General features: G+C 68.4%; 22 protein-coding genes. 8 read left to right on the top strand and 14 right to left on the bottom strand.

Annotated elements, in window-relative coordinates:
- Positions 1 to 486 precede the first annotated feature (486 nt).
- The 9 genes from WMF45_RS47510 to WMF45_RS47470 all read right to left on the bottom strand — a co-directional run bounded on the left by WMF45_RS47510 (position 487) and on the right by WMF45_RS47470 (position 8912).
- Positions 487 to 747 (bottom strand): hypothetical protein, encoded by a 261-nt coding sequence (locus WMF45_RS47510; RefSeq protein ID WP_437713586.1) that lies wholly within the window; start codon positions 745 to 747, stop codon positions 487 to 489.
- 117 nt (positions 748 to 864) lie between these two features.
- Entirely contained in the window at positions 865 to 2841 is a 1977-nt protein-coding gene (locus WMF45_RS47505; protein ID WP_437713584.1) for an ABC-F family ATP-binding cassette domain-containing protein, read from the bottom strand.
- A gap of 162 nt (positions 2842 to 3003) precedes the next feature.
- The gene (locus WMF45_RS47500) at positions 3004 to 3720 is read right to left on the bottom strand and encodes a hypothetical protein (RefSeq protein WP_437713582.1); all 717 of its coding nucleotides are present in this window, start codon (positions 3718 to 3720) and stop codon (positions 3004 to 3006) included.
- 97 nt (positions 3721 to 3817) lie between these two features.
- Positions 3818 to 4114 (bottom strand): hypothetical protein, encoded by a 297-nt coding sequence (locus tag WMF45_RS47495; RefSeq protein WP_437713580.1) that lies wholly within the window; start codon positions 4112 to 4114, stop codon positions 3818 to 3820.
- A gap of 136 nt (positions 4115 to 4250) precedes the next feature.
- Positions 4251 to 4778, bottom strand: a complete 528-nt coding sequence (locus WMF45_RS47490) for a hypothetical protein (protein WP_437713578.1) — start codon at positions 4776 to 4778, stop codon at positions 4251 to 4253.
- The gene (locus tag WMF45_RS47485) at positions 4771 to 6087 is read right to left on the bottom strand and encodes a DUF3696 domain-containing protein (RefSeq protein ID WP_437713576.1); all 1317 of its coding nucleotides are present in this window, start codon (positions 6085 to 6087) and stop codon (positions 4771 to 4773) included. Before WMF45_RS47485 ends, WMF45_RS47490 begins: the two co-directional genes overlap by 8 nt.
- 87 nt (positions 6088 to 6174) lie before the next feature.
- Positions 6175 to 6693, bottom strand: coding sequence for a hypothetical protein (locus WMF45_RS47480; RefSeq protein WP_437713574.1), 519 nt, complete (start codon positions 6691 to 6693; stop codon positions 6175 to 6177).
- Complete coding sequence (locus WMF45_RS47475) at positions 6690 to 7523, bottom strand: hypothetical protein (RefSeq protein WP_437713572.1); 834 nt, start codon at positions 7521 to 7523, stop codon at positions 6690 to 6692. Before WMF45_RS47475 ends, WMF45_RS47480 begins: the two co-directional genes overlap by 4 nt.
- A gap of 534 nt (positions 7524 to 8057) precedes the next feature.
- Entirely contained in the window at positions 8058 to 8912 is an 855-nt protein-coding gene (locus WMF45_RS47470; protein WP_437713570.1) for an ATP-binding cassette domain-containing protein, read from the bottom strand.
- Between the two features lie 349 nt (positions 8913 to 9261).
- Here WMF45_RS47470 and WMF45_RS47465 point away from each other — a divergent pair, with 349 nt between their 5' ends.
- On the top strand, positions 9262 to 10191 hold the full coding sequence (locus WMF45_RS47465; RefSeq protein ID WP_437713569.1) for a BON domain-containing protein: 930 nt from the start codon (positions 9262 to 9264) through the stop codon (positions 10189 to 10191).
- Positions 10192 to 10285: 94 nt separating this feature from the next.
- Here WMF45_RS47465 and WMF45_RS47460 read toward each other — a convergent pair whose 3' ends face one another.
- A complete protein-coding gene (locus tag WMF45_RS47460; RefSeq protein WP_437713567.1) occupies positions 10286 to 11146 on the bottom strand; it encodes an ATP-binding cassette domain-containing protein in 861 nt (286 codons plus the stop codon).
- A gap of 532 nt (positions 11147 to 11678) precedes the next feature.
- Between WMF45_RS47460 and WMF45_RS47455 the strand changes: the two genes are divergently transcribed.
- Positions 11679 to 12707: an SIR2 family protein gene (locus WMF45_RS47455; protein WP_437713565.1), complete on the top strand. Its 1029-nt coding sequence runs from the start codon at positions 11679 to 11681 to the stop codon at positions 12705 to 12707.
- Positions 12704 to 14470, top strand: a complete 1767-nt coding sequence (locus WMF45_RS47450) for an ATP-binding protein (RefSeq protein WP_437713563.1) — start codon at positions 12704 to 12706, stop codon at positions 14468 to 14470. The genes WMF45_RS47455 and WMF45_RS47450 overlap by 4 nt, the downstream gene beginning before the upstream one ends.
- 247 nt (positions 14471 to 14717) lie before the next feature.
- On the opposite strand, the gene WMF45_RS47445 is transcribed toward WMF45_RS47450, so the two are convergent.
- The 4 genes from WMF45_RS47445 to WMF45_RS47430 all read right to left on the bottom strand — a co-directional run bounded on the left by WMF45_RS47445 (position 14718) and on the right by WMF45_RS47430 (position 18556).
- Positions 14718 to 15629 carry a carbohydrate-binding family 9-like protein gene (locus WMF45_RS47445; RefSeq protein ID WP_437713561.1) on the bottom strand — a complete coding sequence of 304 codons (912 nt, stop codon included), beginning with the start codon at positions 15627 to 15629 and terminating at the stop codon, positions 14718 to 14720.
- A 10-nt stretch (positions 15630 to 15639) separates the two neighbouring features.
- Positions 15640 to 17289: a signal recognition particle protein gene (gene ffh / locus WMF45_RS47440; RefSeq protein WP_437713559.1), complete on the bottom strand. Its 1650-nt coding sequence runs from the start codon at positions 17287 to 17289 to the stop codon at positions 15640 to 15642.
- Between the two features lie 170 nt (positions 17290 to 17459).
- Positions 17460 to 18002, bottom strand: coding sequence for a hypothetical protein (locus tag WMF45_RS47435; protein WP_437713557.1), 543 nt, complete (start codon positions 18000 to 18002; stop codon positions 17460 to 17462).
- 11 nt (positions 18003 to 18013) lie between these two features.
- Positions 18014 to 18556: a hypothetical protein gene (locus WMF45_RS47430; RefSeq protein WP_437278271.1), complete on the bottom strand. Its 543-nt coding sequence runs from the start codon at positions 18554 to 18556 to the stop codon at positions 18014 to 18016.
- Between the two features lie 511 nt (positions 18557 to 19067).
- Between WMF45_RS47430 and WMF45_RS47425 the strand changes: the two genes are divergently transcribed.
- The 5 genes from WMF45_RS47425 (at position 19068) to WMF45_RS47405 (ending at position 23982) form a co-directional block, all read left to right on the top strand.
- The gene (locus WMF45_RS47425; RefSeq protein WP_437713555.1) at positions 19068 to 19466 is read left to right on the top strand and encodes a hypothetical protein; all 399 of its coding nucleotides are present in this window, start codon (positions 19068 to 19070) and stop codon (positions 19464 to 19466) included.
- Between the two features lie 169 nt (positions 19467 to 19635).
- The gene (locus tag WMF45_RS47420; protein WP_437713553.1) at positions 19636 to 20346 is read left to right on the top strand and encodes a hypothetical protein; all 711 of its coding nucleotides are present in this window, start codon (positions 19636 to 19638) and stop codon (positions 20344 to 20346) included.
- A 40-nt stretch (positions 20347 to 20386) separates the two neighbouring features.
- Complete coding sequence (locus WMF45_RS47415; protein ID WP_437713551.1) at positions 20387 to 21139, top strand: hypothetical protein; 753 nt, start codon at positions 20387 to 20389, stop codon at positions 21137 to 21139.
- A gap of 490 nt (positions 21140 to 21629) precedes the next feature.
- Positions 21630 to 23102 (top strand): toll/interleukin-1 receptor domain-containing protein, encoded by a 1473-nt coding sequence (locus tag WMF45_RS47410; RefSeq protein WP_437713549.1) that lies wholly within the window; start codon positions 21630 to 21632, stop codon positions 23100 to 23102.
- Positions 23103 to 23607: 505 nt separating this feature from the next.
- The gene (locus tag WMF45_RS47405; RefSeq protein ID WP_437713547.1) at positions 23608 to 23982 is read left to right on the top strand and encodes a hypothetical protein; all 375 of its coding nucleotides are present in this window, start codon (positions 23608 to 23610) and stop codon (positions 23980 to 23982) included.
- Positions 23983 to 23988: the final 6 nt, after the last annotated feature.

Genomic DNA, 23988 nt, shown 5'->3' with positions numbered 1-23988 from the left:
GTAGACGGTGCAACCACACAGCAACTTTCTAGTGATACGAGACACAGTAGAACGAGCCTAGTACCGCAGGTCAGAAATCCTTCCAGGGATCTGCCTCCCGAGCCGAGAGATTTCAACGCAAAGGCGCAAAGGCGCAAAGGCGCAAACTGCGCCACATTTGTTCTTTCTTTTGCGTCTTTGCGTCTTTGCGTCTTTGCGTTGAACCCTCTCTCCTGATCCGTGACCGGACTCCTGGAGCTTTGCGCCGGTGCGTGCAGGAGACGTGAGGATCCGGCGCGCGCGAGTCGTTGCGTGCGTGGTGATGAACACCGGATCTCATCGATGTTCGTTGAGGCGAGCTTCGCCTGCTTCAGCGGGCTTGCCGGGACTTCATGTTCTCTGCGTCGGCCAGCCGAACTGGCATCTGCGGCATTCTGGGCGAGGCGCGCGCGGGGACGCCGCGCCAGGGCGGCGCGGGGGTCGGTCGAGCAGCGGGGGCGATGCGGCTCAGTCGACCTGGTGAGCCCGGAACGCGGTGACGGCCCCGTGGGTCTCCAGGCAGCGGTGGATCCAGGCGGCGTCGCGCGCGCGCACGGCGATGAGCCGGAAGTTGCCGGAGCCGTCGAGCCCCTGGAGGCCCTGGAAGCCGACCAGCGCGGCCTCCTGGAGCGTCATCACCTGCGCGCCTGTCTCGCTCAGGACCTCGTCGCTGAGCAGGCCGGCGCCGTCGGATCCCTCGGCGAGGTGCACCTCGAACACGGTCATCATGCGGCCATGGTCGCCGGGCGGCGCCGCGCCGACAAGGTCGTCGTGCGAGACAGGTCGCCCCTGCGCCCGTGCGCCCCTGGACTGATTGCCGCCGGCCTCGCGCTCCGTCGCGCCCGGTCACGCCTTGCCGGCGGCCTCGCGCTTCGTCTCGAGCTCCTCCCAGCGGCTGACCAGGCGCGCCGCGTCCTGCTTGGCGCGCTCGAGCTCCGAGAGCAGCCCCGCCACGTCGGCGCCGCGGCTCGCGTAGAGCGTCGGGTCGGCGAGCTTCGCCTCGAGCTCGGCGACCTTCTGCTCGGCCGCGTCGATCTTCCCGACGATGCCGTCGAGCTCCGTCCGCTCCGCGAACGTGAGCTTCGGCGCGCCGCCTGCCTTCGCGGCGGCCTTCGCCGGCGCCGCCGCCGGCCGGGCCTCCGCCGCCTGGGCCTTCGCGGCCCGCGCCTCGGCCTCCGTCTCGAGCGCGGCGTTCGCGCGCTGCTCGCGGTAGGCGTCGTAGTTGCCCGCGTAGCGCACGACCCGGCCGTCGCCCTCGAACGCGAGGATCGAGGTCGCCACACGGTTCAGGAACCAGCGGTCGTGGGTCACGACGAGCGCCGAGCCCTCGAGCTCGATGAGCATCTCCTCGAGCGCGGCGAGGGTCATCACGTCGAGATCGTTCGTGGGCTCGTCGAGGATGATGACGTTGACGCTCTGGGTGAGCATCTTCGCCAGGGCGACCCGCGCCCGCTCGCCGCCGGAGAGCGACCCCACCGGCTGCCGCGCCTTGTTCGGATCGAACAGGAACCGCTCCAGGTAGCTGCGCACGTCCATGGACCGGCCGCCGACCTCGACGCGCGTGTGCGAGCCCGCGATGTTCTCGAAGATCGATTTGTCGAGGTCGAGCCCGCTCCTGTGCTGGTCGAAGTAGGCGACGCTCGAGTTCTTTCCGAGCACGACCTCGCCTTCCATGCGGGGCCCCTCGGCGGCCGCGCCGTCGCCTTCGGCGCCGAGCTGGCCGAGGATCGCGCGGAGCATCGTGGTCTTGCCCGTGCCGTTGCGGCCGACGATGCCGACGCGCTCGCCCTTGGTCAGCGTGAAGTCGAGGCCGCGCACGAGCCATTTGCCGTCGAGCGACAGGCCGAGCTTCTTCAGCTCGAGGATGGTCTTGCCGGTGCGCACCGACTCCACCGAGAGCTGCGCGGTCCGCTCCGCCTTGGGCGGCGGCGCGCTCTTGGTCGTCTCGGCGCGCTGGATGCGGGCCTTCTGCTTTCCGGTGCGCGCCTTCGGCTGCCGCCGGAGCCACTCGAGCTCGGTGCGCAGGAAGTTCTGCCGGTTCGACTCGGTGCGCGCCTCGAGCGCGAGGCGCTCGGACTTCTGCTCGAGGTACTCCTCGTAGCCGCCGTCGTAGCTGTAGACCTTGCCCTTGTCGATCTCGAGCGTGCGCTCCGCGACGCGGTCGAGCAGGTAGCGGTCGTGGGTGATGAGGAGGAGCGCGCCGGGGTGCTCCTCGACGAGGTAGCGCTCGAGCCACTCGACCGTCTCGACGTCGAGGTGGTTGCTGGGCTCGTCGAGCACGGCCAGGGCGGGCCGCGACACGAGGAGCCGGGCGAGCGCGACGCGCCTGCGGTCGCCGCCGCTGAGCACGCTCATGGGCGCGTCGGGCCGGGTGACGCCGACGTGGCCGATGATGGAGTCGACCTGATGCATCATGTCCCACCCGCCGAGCCGCTCGACGTCGGCCCCTGCCTCGGCCTGCGCGGCGAGCAGCGCCTCGGCGTCCCCCGAGCCGGCCGCGAGCGCCCGGCTCACCTCGTCGTGGCGGGCCTTGGCGGCGTGCCACGCGGAGAGCCCGGCGAGCACCACGTCGCGCGCGGTGTCGGTCGGCTCGAAGACCGGATCCTGCGAGAGCACGCCGATCTCCGCGCCGCGGCGCCGCGCGATGGTGCCGCTGTCGGCCTGCTCGACCCCGGCGAGGATGCGGGCGAGCGTGCTCTTGCCGGAGCCGTTGACGCCGACGAGGCCCACGCGCTCGCCCGTGCGGATGTTGACCGAGACGCCGTCGAGGATGGTCTGCGGACCGAAGGATTTGTGGAGATCGTGAGCGGTGAGGACGGGCACAGGGCGCGGAGCTTAGCGCAGCCGGCGGGGCGTGGGCCGGCTTTGCTGGGCCGGGGGCTGGGCCCAGGACCGGATGGTTCGGCCTCGAGGGGCGCGGCCCCGCCCCGGCCCTGATGGGACGGTGGAGTAAGGTGCTCCCGGACGGCGGGCGCAGCGCTAGCGTCAGGGCGCGACGATCCGCCCGGGCGCCCCCTCGGCGCCGTTCTGGGAGTGGCAGCTGTTGCAATCGCCGCTCATCTGCGCGGTGAGCATCTTGCGCTCCTTGTCGCCCTTCACCACCCGCGCGGTGATCGGGAACTTGATGGGCGTGCGATCTCGGGCGGTGTCGAAGAGGAAGTTGCCTGACGCGTTGACCGGCAGCTGGATCACCCGAGCGTCGGCGGTCGTGATCTCGACGACCACGTCCTCGGCATCCCCGTCGACCCCGAGGCAGTCGTCGGGCTCGTGCCCGGTCGGGTAGACGGTGCCGACGATCGGCAGGCGCGTCGCGACCCGCGGCTCCTTCGTCGAGTGACAGGTCCGGCACGCCATGCCTGGATGCATGAGCGGCGATTCGTGATCGCCCATCGTCCAGCGCTCGTCGCTGCTGCACACCGGAGCGTGCGCGAACGGATCATCGCCGCCCGTGCCCGCCCCACCGCCGGAGCCGCTCGCGTCGCCCGAGCCACCCGAGCCGCCCGAGCCGGTCGCGCCGCCTGAGCCTCCCGTGCTGCCCGTGCTGCCCGAGCCGCTCGTCGGGTCCTCGATCCCCGCGCCCGTCGTGGTCGTCGTGGTGCCCGACGTGGTCGGCCCCTCGCCGCTCGAGCTCGTCTCGCCTCCGCCCGCCGAGCCCGTCCCGCTCTCCGCGCCGGTGCCCCCCACCGCATCGCCGCAGGCCACCAAAAGGATCGCTCCAACAAGAGTGAAGAACCGTGTCATCGCATGAACCTCCATCCAGCCTGCCCACGGACGATCGATCCCGGCATGTCGGGATTGGTCACGATCCGAGGCATGCAATTGCATTGCACGACTCTCGATGATCTTTGGCGTCGACGCAATAGGTCGTTCGCGCTCTCGCATGGGGGCCGCCGACAGCGAGCGTCGTGTCATTGCACGACGACGCACCCCGCCGCGCGAAATATGCAGCATCACGGGCCAGAATGCTGTTGATGTAGCGTTTCGCTTTCAGGAAGCCGCGGAACCCACGAATGTTGTTGATGTAGCGTTTCGCTTTCAGGAAGCCGCGGAACTCACGAATGCTGTTGATGTAGCGTTTCGCTTTCAGGAAGCACACCCACCTTGAGCTTGCCTCGCAGGAGCGACGACGCGTCGCCCCACGACGCGCCGCGATCCCATGGTGAGCGACGTCACGATCCGGGCGGAGAACACCGAGGTCACGGTGCCCCGGCGCCACCACGAGCGCATGCGCATCATTGCGCGCCGGGAGGCATCTTCTCTGGATTCTTCCGCCAGAACTCTCTCTGGCACCACGCGGGGAGGAGCTGCTCCACGATCACCCCTTCTGCGGAGAGCGCCTCTTCGTGCTCGTGCCAGTCGGTGTCGCACGCGTTCACGATGGTGCTTTGACCGCCTTCCGCCCGGTGCGCGAGGTGCGCCGCCACGAGCTTCTTGTCGGAGTTGTCGAAGCGAGCGAGCCGCTCGGGCACGACGGCATACTCACCGTCGTACTGCACGGAGACGAACGCCGCCGTCCGGAGCTTCTCCATCGCCACGACGATGCCGTAGTCCTGGGCCGTCAGCTTCTTCCTGTACTCGCGCAGGATGCCGCGGGCCCTGTCGATGATCAGGCGGCGCCCGTCATCGGCGCGGAAATCCTTGAGCCACGCGAAGACGATCCTCCGCTCGCTCGTCGGGACGTGGGTGTCCTTGAACGGCGAGGCAGGATCGGCGGCGCTCGCGACGATGAGCACGTTGGTGTCGACGACATGATCAGCCACGTTGCTCGTCCTTCTCCATGCGGTCGAGCATCCGCTCCATCTGTCGCTCGACCTCGCCCACCGTGTCCCCGAAGAACTTGTCGGGCCAGTTCGCGACCCGCCCGTACCCGTTCACCTCGAGCGGCTCGAGCACCGAATCCCCTCCATTGCACCGGGCAAAGTACATGGCGCACTCGTCCGGCGTGATGCGCTCCTCGGCCATCAGCGTCTGGATCCGCCGGAAGAGGTGCTCCGAGTGCGTCTCCACGAGGAGCTGCACCCCGCGCTCTCGCACGGCCTCGACGAGCAGATCGCCGAGCGCGCATTGCGCCAGCGGGTGCAGGTGGAGCTCGGGCTCCGACATGATCACCGTCGAGCCCTCGGGCGCGAAGTACGCCGCGGTGACCACGGGCAGGACCTGGGAGACCCCGAAGCCGACGTCGAGCAGGTTCGTCCGGTGGCCCTGGAAGGTGATCATGACCTGGAAGAACGTCGTCGCCTGGCGCTCGATCTCCATCCTGTCCGCGACCCCGAGCCGCGCGAGCCCCGCGGAGACCTGCTCGACGAGGCGGCCCCGCTGGGACCCGTCGGCGTGGCGGCCGACGAGGCTCGCGATCAGCGCCGGGATCGCGTGCTCGCCGCTCGATCCGAGCTGCCCTATCGAGCGCCCCGTCCAGGCGTAGTGGCGCGTGGGCACGCTCCGGTGGGGCCCGAGGTAGGCGAGCCGCTGGAGCTCCCGCGTCAGCGCGAGCGCGAGATCCTGCGCGTCCGCCCCCGCGGCGCCGAGGGCGGCGACCGCATCGGCCGAGAAGCCGACGGAGCGCTCGGGCTCGTAGGTCCGCCGAGCTCGCCGGTCGTCGGGCAAAGGGCCGCCCGGCGCGGAGAGCGCATAGGCGCCGTCTCGCTGGCGCGCGACGGCAAAGGCGCCCTCGGCGGTGGCGTACGAGAGCCGCTCCACATAGGGACTCTCCTCCTCGGCGGCGCCGACCTCCACCTCGTAGTCCACGGAGCCGAGCGTGCGCGGCGCGGCCCCCTTCCCGATGCTCACGGGGCCGAACGTCAGGCGGAAGCCGAGCCCGGCGCGCACGTCGCCCCCGGAGACGACGTCGGAGAGCCTGCCGAGGTCCAGCATCTCACCGGGCTGCCCGCCCAGGTTGAGCGCCAGGAGCCGGTCGGGCGACTCGATGGTCTGCTTCAGGAGCAAGAGCGGCTGGAGCAGGCTCGTCTTGCCGGCCGAGTTGACGCCGAGCACCAGCGTGAGCGGCCTGAGGTCGAACGCATGTGCGCCACGCCAGGACTTGAAATTCCGGAGCCCGAGCTTCGTGAACATCCTCTGTTTCCCTTTCCACGGACGGCTCGCGCCGCGAGCGACCGTGCTCCTGCCCGACCGTGGCCGTGAGCATGCCCCCTCCGTCGCTCAACGCATACGGATCCCAGCGGCCGAGGCGGCTTGCACGGGCGAGCCCGCTGCTTCGACCAGCAGGCGGCGAAAGGCGGGATTGAGCCCCTCGGCGTCGTAGTGGCTCTTCAGAAGCCCAGTGACCGTGCCCCAGACGGGCCGGCGCAGGGTGCGGGAGAGCCGGCGGAGGGTGCGCTGCGCCACCGGCCCGAGCGCGGTGTGACAGCCGAGCAGGCGCACCCCGGACACGTGGAGCCGATCGAGGACCCCGCTCTCCGACAACCCGGAGAAGAACGCCGCCACCTCGGGCTGGAACAGATCCACCACCACGCCGGCGAACCGCAGGAGATTGTGCGGGGTGGAGTGGCCGTTCAGATCGAGGGTGGTGGGGCCTTCCGCCGCCACGCGGCGCTCCAGGTGCAGCGCGAGCGCGTCGAGCGAGGCCACTTGCACGATGCGCGGGCACCGCTCGACGATCCCGCGGAGGACGGGATCCTCCGCCGGCCCCATCACCGAGATCGGGGGGATCGCGCTCACTTCTCGTATCCCGCAGCGACCCCGGAAGGCGACACCTCGCCGAGACCGGGCGGGATCTTGGGGCTGGCGCTCTCGCCCTCCCACGGCGGGATCTTGGGGCTGGCGCTCTCGCCCTCCCACGGCGGGATCTTGGGGCTCACGCTCTCGCTCGCCCACGGCGGGATCTTCGGCCCACGCGGGGCGGCGGCAGCGGTCGTGACGGTGCCCGTGGCGAGGAACAGCGCTCCTTTCTTCGGTGCGTCGCCGACGCCAATCTGCGTGAGGCTGCCGGGCCCCACGTCGCATTGCTCGGGGGAGGCGAGATCGATCCAGGTCACCGACGGCTTCGCGCCGCGCGCCGCTCCGCCGCTGCTGTAGACAGCCACCTTCGCGAGGGTGCCGCGCGCCTCCAGGATCTCGGCGTGGTAGCCTGTGTACCGCTGGCCCGCCCGCGGGTCGCTCCGGTGAGGCCAGTACACGACCGTCTGGTACTCGTAGTCGTGCCCGGTGGCCCCGGCCGGCGGGCACGTCAGGTGCGCGGCCGCCGCGAGCCGCCTCCACATCGTCGCCTCGAGCAGCACCACGCCGCTGAGCTGCATCTCGGGCCAGCCCGGCCCGAGGGTGGTGCCGGTGAGCGCGCCGCTCAGGCTCACCGTGCTGTCGTCCACCTGGACCGCGTCCCAGCTCGTCTCGCCGCGCGCGGCGGCCGAAGGGGTGAGGGCCAGATCCACGCTGACGAGGCGCGACGGGTCGAAGCCGTGCTCCGTGGGCTCCTCGGCCCAGAACGCGCAACGCGTCTCACCGTCGATGCGGCCCACGAAAGCGACTGTCGTGATGAATTGAGATCTCATGAGATACCTCCAGGAGCGTCGGAAGCGTGTCAGCCTTGGCGGGTGTCAGTCGGGTCGTCGAAGCGACGTTGTCGGCGAGAGACGAAGCGTACGGCGAAGGTCCTGGCAAACATGAGGCCACGGCGAGCGGACCGAGCGTCCGGCGACGAGCTCCCGCGTTTGCGCCGAAAACGAGGATCATCGCTCCTCTGATCGCCGGAGTTGAGCACGAGGCCGTCGCGCACCCTGTCTCTCTGGAAGAGACACCTGTTCCTCCCGGAGAACAGCGCGCTCGCGCGTGGTGAACAGCCAGGACGTGAACACGTCGCGGGCGAGATGGCCAAGGGCGCGCCAGGAGGTGCAGCGCTTCGGCACCAGGGGGCGCGGTCACCGACCCTTCGGGATCGGCGAGCACCATCTCTCGCTCCGGGATCGCCTGGGCGAGGCACCGGGACAGGCCCGTAGTACCGGAGATCTCGCGGAGGACGGCGTGCTCCCGGACGATGAGGCCGAACGCAATCGCAGCCGCGAGCCTCGAAGCGCCGGACGCGCGGCTCAGCGGTCCGGCGGATCGGCCCGGTAGCCCGGCTTGGCTCCAGCCGGCGCGGAGGGCGCCGCGGCGCCCGGCCTCTCGCCCGCAGCGCCCGTCGCGCCGGGCGGCTTCGCCGATGGCGCCGCCACGGGCGCCGCGCCCGCGTCGCCCGCGCCCGCGCCGCCCGTCTCGCCCCCGGTCCCGACGAACCGGACCCGACCGAACCGCCGCGCCCTGTGGAAGTTCCCCTCGCCCAGGATCGGCGACCACGCGGCCCCGCCGTTGTTCTGCATGGCGTAGAAGTTCATCCGCCACGCGTCCCCCGGCGACGGCGGCGCCGCCTTCGCCTTCGCGAACGAGCTCCACGGGATCTTCGCCTCGACCACGTACCCCACGTCCTCGTCCGAGCCGTCGTCGAGCGTCCCTCTCAGCGCGACCGCGCTCGCGAGCCCCGCGCTCCACTCCTTCATGTCCCACCCGCCGAGCCGCTCGACGTCGGCCCCGGCCTCGGCCTGCTCGGCGAGCAGCGCCTCGGCGTCCCCCGAGCCGGCCGCGAGCGCCCGGCTCACCTCGTCGTGGCGGGCCTTCGCGGCGTGCCAGGCGGAGAGGCCGGCGAGCACCACGTCGCGCGCGGTGTCGGTCGGCTCGAAGACTGGATCCTGCGAGAGGACGCCGATCTCCGCGCCGCGGCGGCGCGCGATGGTGCCGCTGTCGGCCTGCTCGACCCCGGCGAGAATGCGGGCGAGCGTGCTCCTGCCGGAGCCGTTGACGCCGACGAGGCCCACGCGCTCGCCCGTGCGGGTGTTGACCGAGACGCCGCCGAGGATCGTCTGGGGACCGAAGGATTTGTGGAGATCGTGAGCGGTGAGGACGGGCACAGGGCGCGGAGCTTGGCGCAGCCGGGAGGGCATGGGCCGGCTTTGCTGAGCCCGTAACGGAGGGTTCCGGCCCCAGGGGCGTGGCGCCGCCCCGGCCCTGATGGGGAGGGTGGGTGTGCCGTGTTCTGCGACGAGAGGCGGAAAGGCGCTCAAGGCAAGCTCTTCTGTGCTGATCCGATGAATCGTCATTTTCGGGATCGCCCGGGCGCGAGACGAAGGGTTCTCCCCGGTGGCAGAGGGCGCCGACGCGACCCATCTTCGCGATCCAAGCGACCAGGCTGGCGCGATATGTCGCGCGGCGGAGACGTGTTGAAGGCGCAGTGCTCGCCAGGAAGAAGGGAGGCGCAGGATGCGAGATCGATTCGACAGGGACACAGGCTACGGACGAAATGAGCACGGTTGGGATCGGCGCTACGGAGACGACCGGGGCCATTTCACCGAGCGCGGCTATCCTCGCGACGAGCGCCGCAGCGCGGGCCCGATCTACGATCACGGGGCCGCGCTGCGCGACGACCGCGATTGGGGCCGCGAGCACGCTCGCACGGCTGGGCCCACGACGCACCGCGGACCCGTGGGTCGCGCTCTCGGTGACGGTCGCTTCGCGAGCAGCGACAATCGTCCCGGTGACGAGGAGCGCGGCTGGCCCCACGACGACCGCGGCGGCGATCACGTCGGCGGCCGCGATGAGAGTCGCAGCTTCGGCGGCAATCCCCTTCCCGCCGTGGGCAGCGCATACAACTTCAATCTCGGCGGCGCCTATTACGTCGGCATGACCCGCGTCGTGGACCCTGATTACGGTCCCGATGCGGCCTGGCGCGGCGGCGCGTACGGCGGCGAGCGCCACGATCACCGCGAATCCAGCCACTCGGCGCTGGAGGGCGTCGGCCACGCGCTCGGCGAGATTGGAGACCGCGTACGCAGAGCGCTCGGCCGCGGACCGAAGGGCTACAAGCGCTCCGACGCGCGCATCCACGAGGACATCTGCGAGGTGCTCTCGGAGCGCCACGACATCGACGTGAGCGACGTCACGGTCCAGGTGGAGAACAACGAGGTCATCCTCGAGGGCACGGTGCCCCAGCGCCACCACAAGCGCATAATCGAGCTCGTCGCCGAGGGCACGCGGGGCGTCGAGGACGTGCACAACAGGATCCGGGTCCAGCGAGCGATGGAGCCGACGACCCGCTCGAACGCCACGGCGGGCACGATGGGCGATGCCGCCCTGGCGGGCACGCAGCAGGGGACGTCACGCCCGACGGCGAGCCACACGGCCCGGATCTGAGCCCGCGCGCTGGCGCCGATCGCACGAGGTGCTGAGAGCCTGCGCGACTCCGGGAACCCACACGGAGGGCAATCTCGAACGCTACAGGCGCAGCTCAGCGGTCCGGCGGATTGGCGCGGTGGTCCAGCTTCGGACCGGCCGATGCGGAGGCCGCCGCGGCGCCCGGCCTGGCGCCTGCCGCGCTCGTCGCGCCCGGCGGCGCCGCCGAGGACGCCGGCACGGACGCCGCGCTGGCATCACGCGCGGGCCCCCCCGCGCCGTCCGTCTCGCCCCCGGCCCCGACGAACCGGACCCGCCAGAAGCGCCGCGCCCTGTGGAAGTTCCCCTCACCCAGGATCGGCGACCACGCCGCCCCGCCGTTGTCCTGCATGGCATAGAAGTTCATCCGCCACGCGTCCCCCGGCGACGGCGGCGCCGCCTTCGCCTTCGCGAACGAGCTCCACGGGATCTTCGCCTCGACCACGTACCCCACGTCCTCGTCCGAGCCGTCGTCGAGCGTCCCTCTCAGCGCGACCGCGCTCGCGAGCCCCGCGCTCCACTCCTTCATGTCCCACCCGCCGAGCCGCTCGACGTCAGCCCCGGCCTCGGCCTGCTCGGCGAGGAGCGCCTCGGCGTCCCCCGAGCCGGCCGCGAGCGCCCGGCTCACCTCGTCGTGGCGGGCCTTGGCGGCGTGCCACGCCGAGAGCCCGGCGAGCACCACGTCGCGCGCGGTGTCGGTCGGCTCGAAGACCGGATCCTGCGAGAGGACGCCGATCTCGGCGCCGCGGCGGCGCGCGATGGTGCCGCTGTCGGCCTGCTCGACCCCGGCGAGGATGCGGGCAAGCGTGCTCCTGCCGGAGCCGTTGACGCCGACGAGGCCCACGCGCTCGCCCGTGCGGGTGTTGACCGAGACGCCGTCGAGGATCGTCTGGGGACCGAAGGATTTGTGGAGATCGTGAGCGGTGAGGACGGGCACAGGGCGCGGAGCTTAGCGCAGCCAGGGGGGCGTGGGCCGGCTTTGCTTCGGGGCTCTGCCGCGAAGCACTCCGCACTATGTGCAGCTGCTGTAGTTCTTCCCAGGCTTGCCCGTCGTGCCCAGCCCCGTTCCCGGAGCTCTGACAGACTGGAACGTGCCAACAGCAACCCCCAGCGCACACGAACCAGCCCCGGCAGTGGCACTTCCGCGGGTTGCGATCTGGCCCGCTAGCTTAAGGCAGAAATTCCTTGCCGAAACGGCATCAACGAGATCACACGACATCTCCGCACACTGGTCAAATGTTCAACACGACTCCACATCGCTCTTTGATGGCTAGAAATGGTTAAAAAGTTGGCAAATCGGACCACGTCTGCGGGCGACATCCGCATCACGTACCCCCGTCGGGCTGGACAACGCCTCGACCGTCGGTGTAAGGTGATTGCGGTACAGACACATGGCAGCCTTAGGTATCGAGCGCGCAATAGCTGCCAGACATCTGGATTAGAGTTCTAAACTCAACACGCTGGCAGCGATGGACTACAACCGTTTCGTAAGGTTCGTTCAAGAACACTTCACCGACGGACTAGTTCTCGTCATTGGCTCTGGACTTTCGGCAGCTGAGGGCATCCCAGGGATGCCACGTTTAGCGGACCACCTAGCAACAGCTGCACTTGAGCTAACGGGTGACGACGCAGCCCACTGGAAGCCGGTCGCGGCCGCGTTAAAGTCGGGCGATGGTCTGGAAGCAGCCCTTTTGAAGCACCCACCCTCTGAGCCACTTGAATCATGGATCGCTCGCAAAACGGCCGACCTACTTCTACCTAAAGAACGATCCGTAATCGACTCAGTGGTCAAAGGAAGCCACGTACTAAGACTCACAAAGTTCCTACATCGGATCAACAGGCCAAACGCCGGACTTCCGATTGTAACACCGAATTACGATCGCCTCGTCGAACTCGCATGTGAAATTGCAGGGTATCATGTAGACACGACAGCCATTGGCCAGTATGCAGGTGTGTTCGATCACGAGCGCAGCCTAATGGCAGCGTGTCGCAAAGCCGTCACAAGAGGCAAGATGGTAATGCTTGAGTACCATCCGCGTGCGCTCGTTCTCAAGCCCCATGGAAGCTTTGACTGGTATCGCAGCAGTACCGGAGCAATTCGATGCAGCATTGATCTGGACTCTGATCGGTTAATTATAACACCAGGACTCAACAAGTACAAGGCCGGGTACAGTGCTCCATTTGATAAGCACCGGGACTTGGCCAACGATCACATCAAGCGCGCCGCCCGACTGTTGATCGTGGGCTATGGATTCAACGATGACCATCTACAGACCCACCTCGTGAAGCGCATTCAGGACGGAACTCCAACGCTCATCCTCACTCTTTGGGCAGGGGAGAAGATCGAAAAAATTGCGGCGGAGGCGCCGAATTGCTTCTGCATTTCACGGGCATCCAGCGTCAAGGGCGTCGCCATCGTTAGCAAGTACGGCCGCTTTGAGCATGAAGGCGCCGAATCATGGGATCTGGGAATCTTGGCTGAGGAGCTTTTGTCATGAGTAATGCGCCGGTTCTCTCTTTCAACGAGGCAAACAAACTGGGCAAGGTAGCATCTGTGGACACAAGTCGTGTTCTCGTTGCTATTGAGAATGCCGCGTTACTTCCGAGAGCCGCTGTCGGCAGCCTTGTTGCTATACAGGGAACGACCGCTCAGGAATTTCTGATCGGAATGACAGAACGTGTAACCCGTCAGCTTCGCGAGCAGATTGGCGCATTGGACCCGATGTCTCCAACTACGCTAGCCACAGAAGTTGTCCCAGATGACGCTCTGCGCGTGGTGCTTCTCGGGACTTACCGAACGATCGAAGGAACGGTACGAAATCGGTTTAAGCGGGGGGCAGATTCATTCCCTCAGATTGACCGAGACTGCTTTCTGCTCGAAGGCGGAAATCTCCAGCGATTCATGGGCCTATTGGGCAGTGAGCTTGACGAAGGACAACGACTCGATCTTGGGCATTTCGTACTGGATAACAATGCCTCTGCCATCGCAAACGGGGATCGGTTCTTCCAGCGCCATGCTGCCATACTTGGGAGCACGGGCTCAGGCAAGAGCTACGCTGTTTCGTTGATCCTTGAGCGTGCTAGCGCGCGGGCTCACGTTAATATTGTGGTCTTTGATATGCATGGCGAGTATACGTCTCTCGCGACTGCGAAGGACTCGATCGCCAGCGGATTCAAAATCGCTGGACCCGGCGATCTGGACAATCCTCCAGACAACGCACTATTTCTTCCTTACTGGCTACTCAATCGCGAAGAGATGCTGTCGATGATTCTCGACCGTAGTGACCAGAACGCCCCTAACCAATCATCGAGATTCACGACACATGTACGCGCACTGAAAGAGGCGACGCTTGTTGATCAAAATAGATCGGATGTAAAGGCAACCTTCACCGTCGACTCGCCGGTACCGTATAAGCTCGAAAATTTGATTGCAAAACTTAAGCAGGACGACACGACGAAGGCGATTGGTTCGGGAGGACGCGAAGTAAAAGGCGAGTGGGAAGGGCGCTTGACTCGGTTCATATCTCGCCTTGAAGCCAAGACAGAGGATCGCAGACACGGGTTCATGTTCAAGCCGCCAGCAACTGCATTTCAGTATGATTGGCTGGCCAAACAGGCCACAAAGCTCTTAGCTCCCGGATCGAACAAGCCTGGTATCAAAATCGTGGATTTTTCCGAGGTGCCATCAGATGTACTCCCGATAGTAACAGGCGTTTTTGCAAGATTTCTCTATGATGTTCAGTTCTGGATGGACCAAGAGAAGCGTACACCGTTTGTATTTGTGTGCGACGAAGCACACCTGTACCTCCCGGTGAGGGACGATGCTGACGCCATCGAGCGGCAAGCGCTCAACGCCTTCGAACGCATAGCTAAAGAAGGACGCAAGTATGGCGTATCACTGCTTGTTATCAGCCAACGCCCGTCGGACGTGAGCCGAACAATTCTTAGTCAGTGCAACAACTTTCTGATTCTTCGCCTGACTAATGATCAAGATCAAAACGTGGTGCGACGCCTTATGCCAGACTCTCTCGGTGGAGTTCTGGAGGGTCTGCCGCTTCTCGATGCTGGCGAGGCATTATTGCTGGGCGATGCGATCTTGTTGCCTGCTCGCATCAAGCTTAAGTGGCCCAGAATTGAACCGATCAGTGCGACTCGCGATTTCTGGAAAGAATGGGGCGAGAAGGCGCCTGACCCGTCTGCCGTCGCTGCCGCTGTAGAAACACTCCGAAGGCAATCTCGCGGTGGTGGCTCCAGTCGATGATGTAACCGCGTCACCCAGCGTCCATCCCATTACTCTCCACGCGCATGGGCCGTGCTGACCACCTCTCGGACTCGGCTGATCGCGAACCGTTCAAGCTGCCCGCTCGAATCACCGTACTCGTCCCAGCGTACTCTGCAGTCCGATGAATCGGCCCGGTGTGCCGGCTTTGGCTCAACGGGCGCGGAAAACGCCACGACGGCCGGGCCCGCCCGGTGCAGACGCCCCCGGCGCGCTCGGCGCGCTCACGTCATCCGTCCGGCCCGACGAACCGGACCCGACCGAACCGCCGCGCCCGGTGGAAGTTCCCCTCCCCCAGGATGGGAGACCACGCCGCCCCGCCGTTGTTCTGCATGGCGTAGAAGTTCATCCGCCACGCGTCTCCCGACGCCGGCGGCGCGACCTTCGCCTTCGCGAACGAGCTCCACGGGATCTTCGCCTCGACCACATACCCCCGGTCCTCGTCCGAGTCGTCGTCGAGCGTCCCCCTCAGCGCAACCGCGCTAGCGAGCCCCGCGCTCCACTCCTCATGGCCGAAAGGCCCGCTCGGGCCGCCCCTTGGAGCGTTGTAGTCGTCGAACTGCGAGTCGAAGACGAGATTCTGAGGGTTTATCTGAATCTCGTAATAGTCTTTATTATCGCCGTCTCCGTCCGGATCGATCATCACCTCGACGGTATCCCGCTCCCAGAGGTGCGGATCCCTCGCCCCCTCGGGGAATCCGCCGGTGATCGTCCTGTCGCTGACGTCGAATCCGACGTAGAGGAACCCGTCGTCCCAGAGCACCCGCGCCTCGCCCTGCGTCGGCAGCGACCGATCCTCGCGGCCCGTGCCCACGTTGACGAACGGGCCTGTCGTCGCCGCCGCCTGCCACGCCGGCTCGTCGAGGCGGCCGTCGATGACGAGCGCCGCGCCGGGCGCGAGCTTGCGCACCGAGAGCTCTTTCACGACAGCAGGCGGTCGTCTCTGGCTCTGGCCGGCGCCGCTGCTCGCCGGCGCCGGCGAGCGACCCGTCGACCCGGACGGCGCCGCCTCCTGCTCGCCCCCGCTGCCCCGGGAACACGCGGCCGCGAAGGCCACGGCGACCAGCGCGAGCGTCCGCGCGCGGGCGTGCGCTCCTTCCACGCCGTCGACGCGGCGCCGCCGGCAGCAGGGCCCGCGCACGCGGCCGCCGCTACTTGCGCCCCTTCTTGCGGGCGTCGCGCTCGCGCTTGCGCTGCGCCTTCTTCGCGTTGCGCTCGCTGGCGCTGAGCGTCTTCATCTTCGTCATGTTCGGGCCTCCGGCGCCGGCGCCCGGGAAGCCGCCCATGCCCGGCATCCCCATCCCGGGCATGCCCGGGAAGCCCATGCCCGGGAACCCCATCCCGGGCATCCCCATGCCCGGCATCCCCATCCCGGGCAGGCCGCCGCCGGCCATCATCTGCTTCTGCATCTCCCGCATGTTCTTGGCCATGGCCATCTGCTTCATGCCGGGGATCTTGCCCATGAGGCCCATGTTCTGGCCGAGGCCGCTCATCATCTGGCGCATGAACAGGAACTTCTGGACGAGCTCGCTCACGGCCTCGGGCTTCGAGCCCGAGCCCTTCGCGATGCGCTCCACCCGCTTCGGCTCGCGGACCAGCGCGTACGGGTCGCTCTTCTCGAGGCGGGTCATCGACTGGATGATCGCCTCGATGCGGACGAGCTCTCGGTCGTCGAGGTTCACGTCCTGGGGCAGGCCGCCCGGGAACATGCCGCCGAGGGGCAGCTTGTCGACGAGATCCTTCAGCGATCCCATCTTCTGGATCATCCGCACCTGATCGAGGAAGTCCTCGAGCGTGAAGTCGCCCTGGAGCATCCGCGCGGCGTCCTTCTCGGCCTTCTTCTGGTCGACGACCTCCTCGAAGTCCTGCATGAGGCCGACGACGTCGCCCATGCCGAGGATGCGGCTCGCCATGCCGTCGGCGCGGAACGGCTCGAACTTGTCCGTCGTCTCGCCGAGGCCGGTGAAGAGCACGGGCGCGCCCGTCACCTCCTTGATGCTGAGCGCCGCGCCGCCGCGGGCGTCGCCGTCGAGCTTCGTCAGCACGACGCCGCCGATCGACAGCCGCTCGTTGAAGCCGCGCGCCGTCTTCACGGCGTCCTGGCCGATCATCGCGTCGACGACGAGGAAGATGTTCTCCGGCTTCGTCGCGTCCTTGATCTGCGCGAGCTCCTGCATGAGCGGCTCGTCGATCGCGAGGCGGCCGGCGGTGTCGTAGATGATGACGTCGCGGCCGAGCCGCTTCGCCTCGCCGCGGGCCGCGGCGCAGATGGCGACCGGCGACTCGCCCGGCACGTTGAACACGGGGATCTTGAGCGACTCGCCGAGGACCTTGAGCTGCTCGACGGCCGCGGGGCGCTGCATGTCGGCCGCGACGAGCAGCGGCTTCTTCCCCTGCTTCTCGAGGTAGCGCGAGAGCTTCGCGCAGCTCGTCGTCTTCCCGGAGCCCTGGAGGCCGACCATCATGATGCCCGTGGGCCCGCTGTCGGCCCAGGCGATCTCGTCGCCCTCGTGGGTCATCATCGCCTCGAGCTCGTCGTGGCAGATCTTGATGAAGTGGTCGCTCGCCGAGACCTGGTGGACCTCGCCGGCGTGCTTCACCCGTGTCTCCAGGGTGCGGCCGACAGCGGCCTCCTTGACCCGGGCAAGGAACGCCTTGACCACCCCGATCTCGACGTCGGCCTCGAGCAGGCTGAGCCTTACCTCGCGGAGCGCGACGTCGATGTTGCCCGCGGTGAGCTCCGTGAGCCCGGCGAGGCGGTTTCTGGCCTGACGAAAGCCCCGTGTCAGCGTGTCGAACATGGCAGGGCGGGTCTTAGCACAGGGGACCGCGAGCGCGGATCCCCCTTGCCCTCTTCAACGCCGCGCGACGCGCTGCGCGGGCGCGGCCGGCGCCCCTCCCCGGGGGCGCGCGGCGCGGGCGCCTCGGCGGGCGCGGACACCGCCGGCGCGGGCGCGGGCGACGCGGGCCGTCACATCTCGCGCCGGCCCGAGCGTCGGAGGATCGCGAGCGCCTCGGCGCACCTCGGCATGACCTCGGCGCTCTCCTTGACCTTGGCGTCCGCCGCGACGAGATCCGCCAGCGCGCCGGGTCCGGCGGCCCCGTCGGGCGCCTCGAGCAGGGCGCGGACGCGCGCCTCGGCGGCCGTCGCGTCGAGCAGCAGGCGGTAGGCCCGCGCGCACGTGTCCTTGGCGCTCGCGGCGGGCGGCGTCGATGCGGGCTGGCGCTCGAGCTCCGCGAGCAGCGCCTCGCGCGCTTCGCGCGGCTCGCTCGGGGCGTCGCGGAGGACGTCGATCGCATGCAGGAGCGCGTCCGCCTCCTGCTGCTCGGCCGATCGGCCGCACCCGGTCGCCAGCTGGACCAGGGCGACGGCGGCGAGCGCCGCGGCGATCCGCTTCACTGCAGCGATCCGCCGGACGGCCGTCCCTGCTGCGCCCGCCGCCCTTGCCGCCTTTGCCGTCCCTGCTGCGCCGGCCGCCCCTGCGCTGCCCGTCGCGCCGGGCCTCGTCGTCACGCTGGGCGCCCTCAGTCGGCCGGCTTCGCGGGCGGACCCATCTGGATGCGCTCGCCGAGGTAGGAGCCGATCAGCGTGAAGAGGACGCCGATGAGCGCCATGATCACGTACATGAACAGCGGCATCGTCCGGACGGTCTGGCTGTGCAGGAGGTAGAAGACGGTCGGGATCGCGACGAGGAACGACGCGACGACCGGCTCGAGGAACGTCTTTCCGGGCGAGATCATGCCGAGGAGGACGCCGCCGATGAACCAGACGGGGATGGCGACGATCATCCCGTTCGACCCCTCGAAGTCGAGCTGCTGAACGATCATGGGGAGGCCGCCGACGAGGGCCGCGGTGAGCACGCTCTGCAGGACGAGGGCGATGAGGCACCAGAGGATCGAGAAGCCCTCCTGCTGGTAGCGGCGGTTGCGGTCGAGCTCGGAGTCGCGGAAAGGCGCGAGCGAGCCCATCCTGGCGCCGCACGCGATGCAGCGCCCGCTCGCCGTCACGGAGGCGTTGTTCGCGCCGCACGACGGGCACACGATGGAGCTGTCGTTCTTCGAGGGCATCGCGGCTAGGCTAGGCAAGGCGCCGCGTGCGGGCAAGCGCGCGACGAGGCCCCCTGCACCGCGGCCGGGCGAACGCGCGGCGAGCTCAGGGGCGGCCCGCGAGGAGGGTGGGCGGGGCCGCGGTCGGTCCCCCGGAGGCGGGCGGTGAGCGACCCGCGGGCCGGCGGCAGGAACGCGGGCGCATGGGGGGTGCCGATACGCGCCGCCCCCGGCGCGCATCCGGGCGCCGGCCCGGCGATCGCGTCCCGCGGTTCCTGATGGGCGAAGGCACGGGCTAGACTCGGCGCCCCGCCGACGGACGCTCGCGCGGCGGGGTTGCCGCCGGCTGCCGCGAGCCACGCAAGAGGCGCACGAATGAGCCTGGACGCGAACGGGATGTGCAGCGCGCGCGCTGGGAGAGCTCGCGCGGTTCGTCGAGCTCGTCGCCTCCGTCCGCTCGGCCTTCCTTGTCGATTCCGGGACCGGTGATGAGCTCTATGACTTCATTCCGCAGTACGAAGGCATCTTCATCATGAGCGGCTCGGAGCACATCGACCTCGGCTTCGACGTGAATGGCTTCTTCGTGCGGGGCCGCGGAGCGCCGCCCCGCGAGCTGTTCCGCGCCCTGCGCGTCGAGCAGATCCTGCTGGAGCCCGAGCGCACCGAGGCCCACGAGGGCGGCCGCGTGCTGCTCCGGGACCTCGACACGGGACGCGAGCTCGAGTCCAGGGTCGCCGTTCCCGGCAGGTGCATTCCCTGGCCCGACGGTCGAATGCAGGACGACAGGGGGCGCGTCCGCTCCGCGTATCCGCGCTCCTTCCACGTGGCGCAGCGCGCGCTGGGCATCGCCGATTTCGAGCAGATCCTCGGCTCCCTGCGCCGGGTCTTCGAGGCCTCGGTGGCCACGGGCAACCCGGTGCGCTGGTGCTGAGCCCGCAGACGCGCGCCGGGAGCGTGTGGTTCGCCCGTGTCCTGCGCGCCGCGCCCGAGGTCCTGCGCGCCCAGGTCCGCCACGCCCGAGCCCGCTCCTCCCCTCGTCCGAGGACGGGCGAGACGGCGGTGCACCGCGGCCGGCGGTCCGGCTATATACTCGACGGAGCGTGCCCACCGACCCGACCTCGACCCTGGAATCCATGACGTCCGGCCCGCGCGGCCCGGGCGGCGATGGCCTCGACGTGGCGGGGCCCGATCCGGAGCTGCTCGCGCTGCCGTCGCCGCCGAAGCAGGAGCGCACGGTCACGGTGGCGCTGATGGCGGCGACCGCGATCGCCGCGCTGTGGATGGCCGTCGCGCTCCTCGGGGAGGCGCGTTACGCGCTGTCGCCGGGCCAGCCGGCGGACGTGGGAGAGCTCGCGTCGCTGCGGCCGCAGGCGGACCTCGCGAACCGCTACGTGCGGGCCGGAGGCCTGCTCGGGACGCGCGGCGCGATCCGGTACGGGCGCGCCGCCGAGGGCGACTCGTTCCGGCTGGCGCCGGTGGCGGGCAACCCGGCGCTGTGGGTGGAGATCCGGGTGCCGGAGGGGTTCGAGGGCCCGCGCTTCGTTCCGCCGAGCACGTTCGCGGGGCGGCTCGTGCCGTTCAAGAGCGCGGGCATCCGGCACGCGCGGCTGGCCGCCGAGGTGGAGGAGCAGGCGGGGATGGCCGTGACGGACGACGCCTGGCTGCTCATCGACGGCAGCTCGCCGCGCGCGTCGCGCTGGGCAGTCGCGCTCGTGGCGCTGTTCCTGGGCTTCGCGGGCTGGAACCTGTTCGGCATCGCGCGGGTGCTGCACCGCGTGAGGGACGCGAGGGACGCGCGCCGCGCTTCTTGACGCGCTCGCGGCAGGGGAGCAGGACGCTCCCTGCCCACCGATGCCCAAGGTCACCTTCGTCAACGAGCACAGGACGGTCGAGGCCGCGCCGGGTCGTCTCCTCAGCGACATCGCGGCCGAGCTCGGGATAGCGGTCTGCCGCGAGGCGTTCCGGGGCACCGGCATCGGCGATTACACGTGCTGGGTGAAGGGGGAGCCCGGAGCGACGTCGCCCCCGACGTTCCTGGAGAAGCTGCTCGGCGCGCGCGGCCAGCGGCGGATGGCAAACAGGACGCGCGTGCTCGGCGACGTGCAGGTGTGGACCCAGGCCGGCCCAGGCAACCGGCTGCGCGCGCCGCGGCCGATCGCGCCGCCGCCGAGCCCGGCGACGGATCCGGAGGCGCCGCGCAAGCCGATCGACGCGAGCGGAAGCGCGGCGTTCCCGTACGGCGATCCGCGCGCGGTCGGCCACGGCAAGCGCGAGCCGATCGCGGCGGGGGCGCTCGAGGCGAAGGCCGCGAAGGAGAAGAAGGCGAAGGCGGCCCCGGCGAAGGCGGCGGAGGGCGCGGCGGCGGCCAAGGTGGCGGAGGCAGCGCCGGCCAAGGCGGCGGAGGCGGCGCCGGCCGAGGCGGCGGAGGCGGCCAAGGCGCCCGGGGCAGCCAAGGCGCCGAAGGCGTCTGAGGGTGCACCGAAGGCGACGGAGACGGAAGCTTCGAAGAGCGCTGCGACCGAGGCAGCGACAGCCCCCGACGAGACCACAGCGACCAGGGCTGCTGCGACAGCCGAGAAGACCGGTGGAGGGGAATCGCCGTAGCAGGCTCCGCGCGCTTGTACCGCTCCAGAGCACGGGCGAGCATGGGCGCGTCGAGGTCCTACTTTCTGGAACGTCCTCGCGTAGACGGGGCGACTTGCTACCAGCCGACAAGCGCACTCGCTCGAGGTGCTCGTGCACGGCAAAGCCGGCGGCTCGGGCGTACCCACGCGGCTGAGCAGCCCGAGCGCGATCCATCTAACGTGCCCTCCAACGAGGGCGAGACAAGCTGGCACTGCTACTGGAAGTCGCCCTGGGTCGGCAGAAAGACCGCCATGGCGCCAAGGCCGCCAAGAGGAGAGGAGAAGGATTGCCCCCACATCGTCCCTCCCATGTTTTTCGTCTCTTGGCGCCCTTGGTGTCATGGAGGTTCGCTCTCCGGCCCGACTTCCCGTAGTCGTGCCAGTTGAGCCGACGGTCTCCCGTTGCCCTCCATGCTGAGCCGTGCCGCTCCTTGACGTGTACGCTAAAGCATGCTGCTATCTCCGCTGACATGGGACTAATCGGCGACCTCACGATGAAGGAGGTGCGAGCATCGGGGGATGACTTGCTCGCACAGATCGCCGAAGCCACAAATCTTCCTCATCTAGTTGTCCGCCGACGGGTAAATGCCGCCCACAGCAACGCGCCGGTTCGTAGCGTGTTCGTCGACGAGTGGCCTGACCTCGCAGGCGAGCTCGCCGACGTGACGGTCGCGAGCGCCAGAGCGAACGGGATGGCCGACAAGATCGCGCACGCAACGGGCCTCGACGAGCCCGTGGTTGCGCTCGTCCTCGATCGCGCCCCTGCTCGCAAGCACATTCGCAATGCGTTCGACTTTGCATGGCCGGGCAAGGTCGAACGTGACCAGCGCGAGCAACATCTTCGCGACATACTGGCAGACGAGACCGTGGGAGCAATTCGTCAATACGATCTCTACGCTACGCTAGCAAACGCCTTCTCCCTGAACGAGCAAGCGGTACGCGAGAGCCTCTCCTCGCACCGAGCCAACAAGCAGATCAAGAATATCTCATTCGACGCCGACGAGTCCCCGCCCAACGAGGAGGGGGCCCGCCCAGCAGACGCAGATATAGACAGCGACGAGAAGACGATGCTGGCGCTGTTGCCGGAGAACGGCTCAGCCATCGGCAACGGCTCCCTCCGCGCTAAGCTGCAGTGGGATGAGAGCAGGTATTATCTCGTTCGCGGAGAACTACTTCAAAAGGGCCTGATCTGGCTCGGGAAGGGTCGCGGAGGGAGCGTCATGCTCGCCTCGGGTTGGATGGAATCCCGCAGGAAGGAGCTCTTCGCCCTCGTCCCGAACGATGGGAGCCCCATCTCCAACACAGCCCTGATGCGTCAACTTGGATGGGACCAAGCATTTTACGACGACATCAAGGACCAGCTCGAGGAGGAGGGACTACTTCAGACTGGTAGAGGTCGTAGCGGTTCAGTCTATCGGTCACGACCGTCTCCGCTGGCTCAGTCCGTAGGAAGCGGAGCCGCGGGTCTGCAAGGCGCTCTGAAGACTTCCACCATCAAAATATTCATTTCCTACTCGCACAAGGACGAAAGCCTTCGCGATGAACTCGAAGTCCACCTTGCTTCGCTTCGACGAGATAACCTGATCGATCAATGGCACCATCGTCGAATCGGAGCGGGCGACGATTGGAAAAAAGCCATCGATGAGCACCTGGATCGGTCGAGCATAGTACTGCTCCTCGTCAGTCCCGACTTCATTGCTTCCGACTACTGTTACGACATAGAGATGACCCGTGCGGTCAACCGCCACGCGCGCGGGGAGGCGCGGGTTATACCCATCATCATTCGCCATTCCGATTGGAACAACACGCCTTTTGCGCGGTTTCAGGCGCTCCCAAGAGACGGGAAGCCGGTTAAAAGCTGGCCCGATCGGGATGAAGCATGGCTCGATGTCGTTCGCGGTGTCCGTGCAGAGGTCGAAAAACTCACGGCACGCTCGAGGTAGCCCAACGACGAGCGGCAGCGATGGTCATTCTCCATCAGCACGGCTGCCATCACCTCGACCAGCTCCGGGACGAGCGATCCCTCGACGATCGCGCCGTGAAGACGTCGAGACGCCCCGCGAGCGATGGGAATCGCCTCGCGCCGAGCTGCCGGGTCTCCGCAGCCCTTCCCCTCACCCCTGCCGGGTCTCCGCAGCCCTTCCCCTACTCCTGCCCGGCGTCCGCAGCCTTCCCCTCACCCCTGCCGGCAGGCGGCAGCGCCTCTCCCACGCTCTTCCGGTGCCGGGGAGTGCCGGAACGCGTGGGCGAAGGCCTGGGGCGAGGGATCCATGCTCATCCGCGCCGACCTGACCCTGACGCGGAGCGGAAGTCCGGCCATCACTGGCCGACGGAGCTGGCCAGCGCTGGGCGCTCTTCCGAGATCTCCGACGTCTCCCCAGCAGCGGCCGGACCGCCCGGTTGCACGCTATAGTGGATTTCACTATCGTGTCTCCACGAGGAGCACCGATGAGAGGGACGGGAACGGCGAAGCGTGGCCGGGATGAGGAACGCGGTCCGGCGGGAGGAGGCCCGGGCGAGGACAGCGGACCCGTCAGCGTGATGCTCCCGGCCGAGCTCCGGGAGCGGGTCCAGGCCGAGGCGAAGAAGCGCGGCCTCAAGCTCTCGCCCGCGATCCGCGCGCTCCTCAGCGAGCGCGTCCAGGAGATCGACGACGTGGAGCAGCTCAGCCGGGCCGAGGAGTGGCAGCGAGCCCAGGTCTGGGCGGTCTGGGAGCGGATGAAAGCGGGAGACCACGACGAGGCCGCGCGCCAGGAGATCGACTCCATCTTCGACGAAGCGCACGAGGCGCTCCGTGACGCCCCTCGTCGCCGCGCCCGCTAGGCCAGG

This window comes from Sorangium sp. So ce448 (assembly GCF_051520915.1).
Lineage (GTDB): Bacteria > Myxococcota_A > Polyangia > Polyangiales > Polyangiaceae > Sorangium > Sorangium cellulosum_B.
Note: the sequence above shows the minus strand (reverse complement) of the source record. Positions and strands in the feature narration are given on the sequence as shown.

Bases quoted from the DNA above. Each gene is read 5' to 3' on its own strand.
- ffh (WP_437713559.1), bottom strand. From the start codon at position 17,289: ATGTTCGACACGCTGACACGGGGCTTTCGTCAGGCCAGAAACCGCCTC.
- WMF45_RS47455 (WP_437713565.1), top strand. From the start codon at position 11,679: ATGGACTACAACCGTTTCGTAAGGTTCGTTCAAGAACACTTCACCGAC.
- WMF45_RS47485 (WP_437713576.1), bottom strand. From the start codon at position 6,087: ATGTTCACGAAGCTCGGGCTCCGGAATTTCAAGTCCTGGCGTGGCGCA.
- WMF45_RS47510 (WP_437713586.1), bottom strand. From the start codon at position 747: ATGATGACCGTGTTCGAGGTGCACCTCGCCGAGGGATCCGACGGCGCC.
- WMF45_RS47465 (WP_437713569.1), top strand. From the start codon at position 9,262: ATGCGAGATCGATTCGACAGGGACACAGGCTACGGACGAAATGAGCAC.
- WMF45_RS47475 (WP_437713572.1), bottom strand. From the start codon at position 7,523: ATGAGATCTCAATTCATCACGACAGTCGCTTTCGTGGGCCGCATCGAC.
- WMF45_RS47425 (WP_437713555.1), top strand. From the start codon at position 19,068: ATGAGCGGCTCGGAGCACATCGACCTCGGCTTCGACGTGAATGGCTTC.
- WMF45_RS47450 (WP_437713563.1), top strand. From the start codon at position 12,704: ATGAGTAATGCGCCGGTTCTCTCTTTCAACGAGGCAAACAAACTGGGC.
- WMF45_RS47430 (WP_437278271.1), bottom strand. From the start codon at position 18,556: ATGCCCTCGAAGAACGACAGCTCCATCGTGTGCCCGTCGTGCGGCGCG.
- WMF45_RS47415 (WP_437713551.1), top strand. From the start codon at position 20,387: ATGCCCAAGGTCACCTTCGTCAACGAGCACAGGACGGTCGAGGCCGCG.
- WMF45_RS47405 (WP_437713547.1), top strand. From the start codon at position 23,608: ATGAGAGGGACGGGAACGGCGAAGCGTGGCCGGGATGAGGAACGCGGT.
- WMF45_RS47410 (WP_437713549.1), top strand. From the start codon at position 21,630: ATGGGACTAATCGGCGACCTCACGATGAAGGAGGTGCGAGCATCGGGG.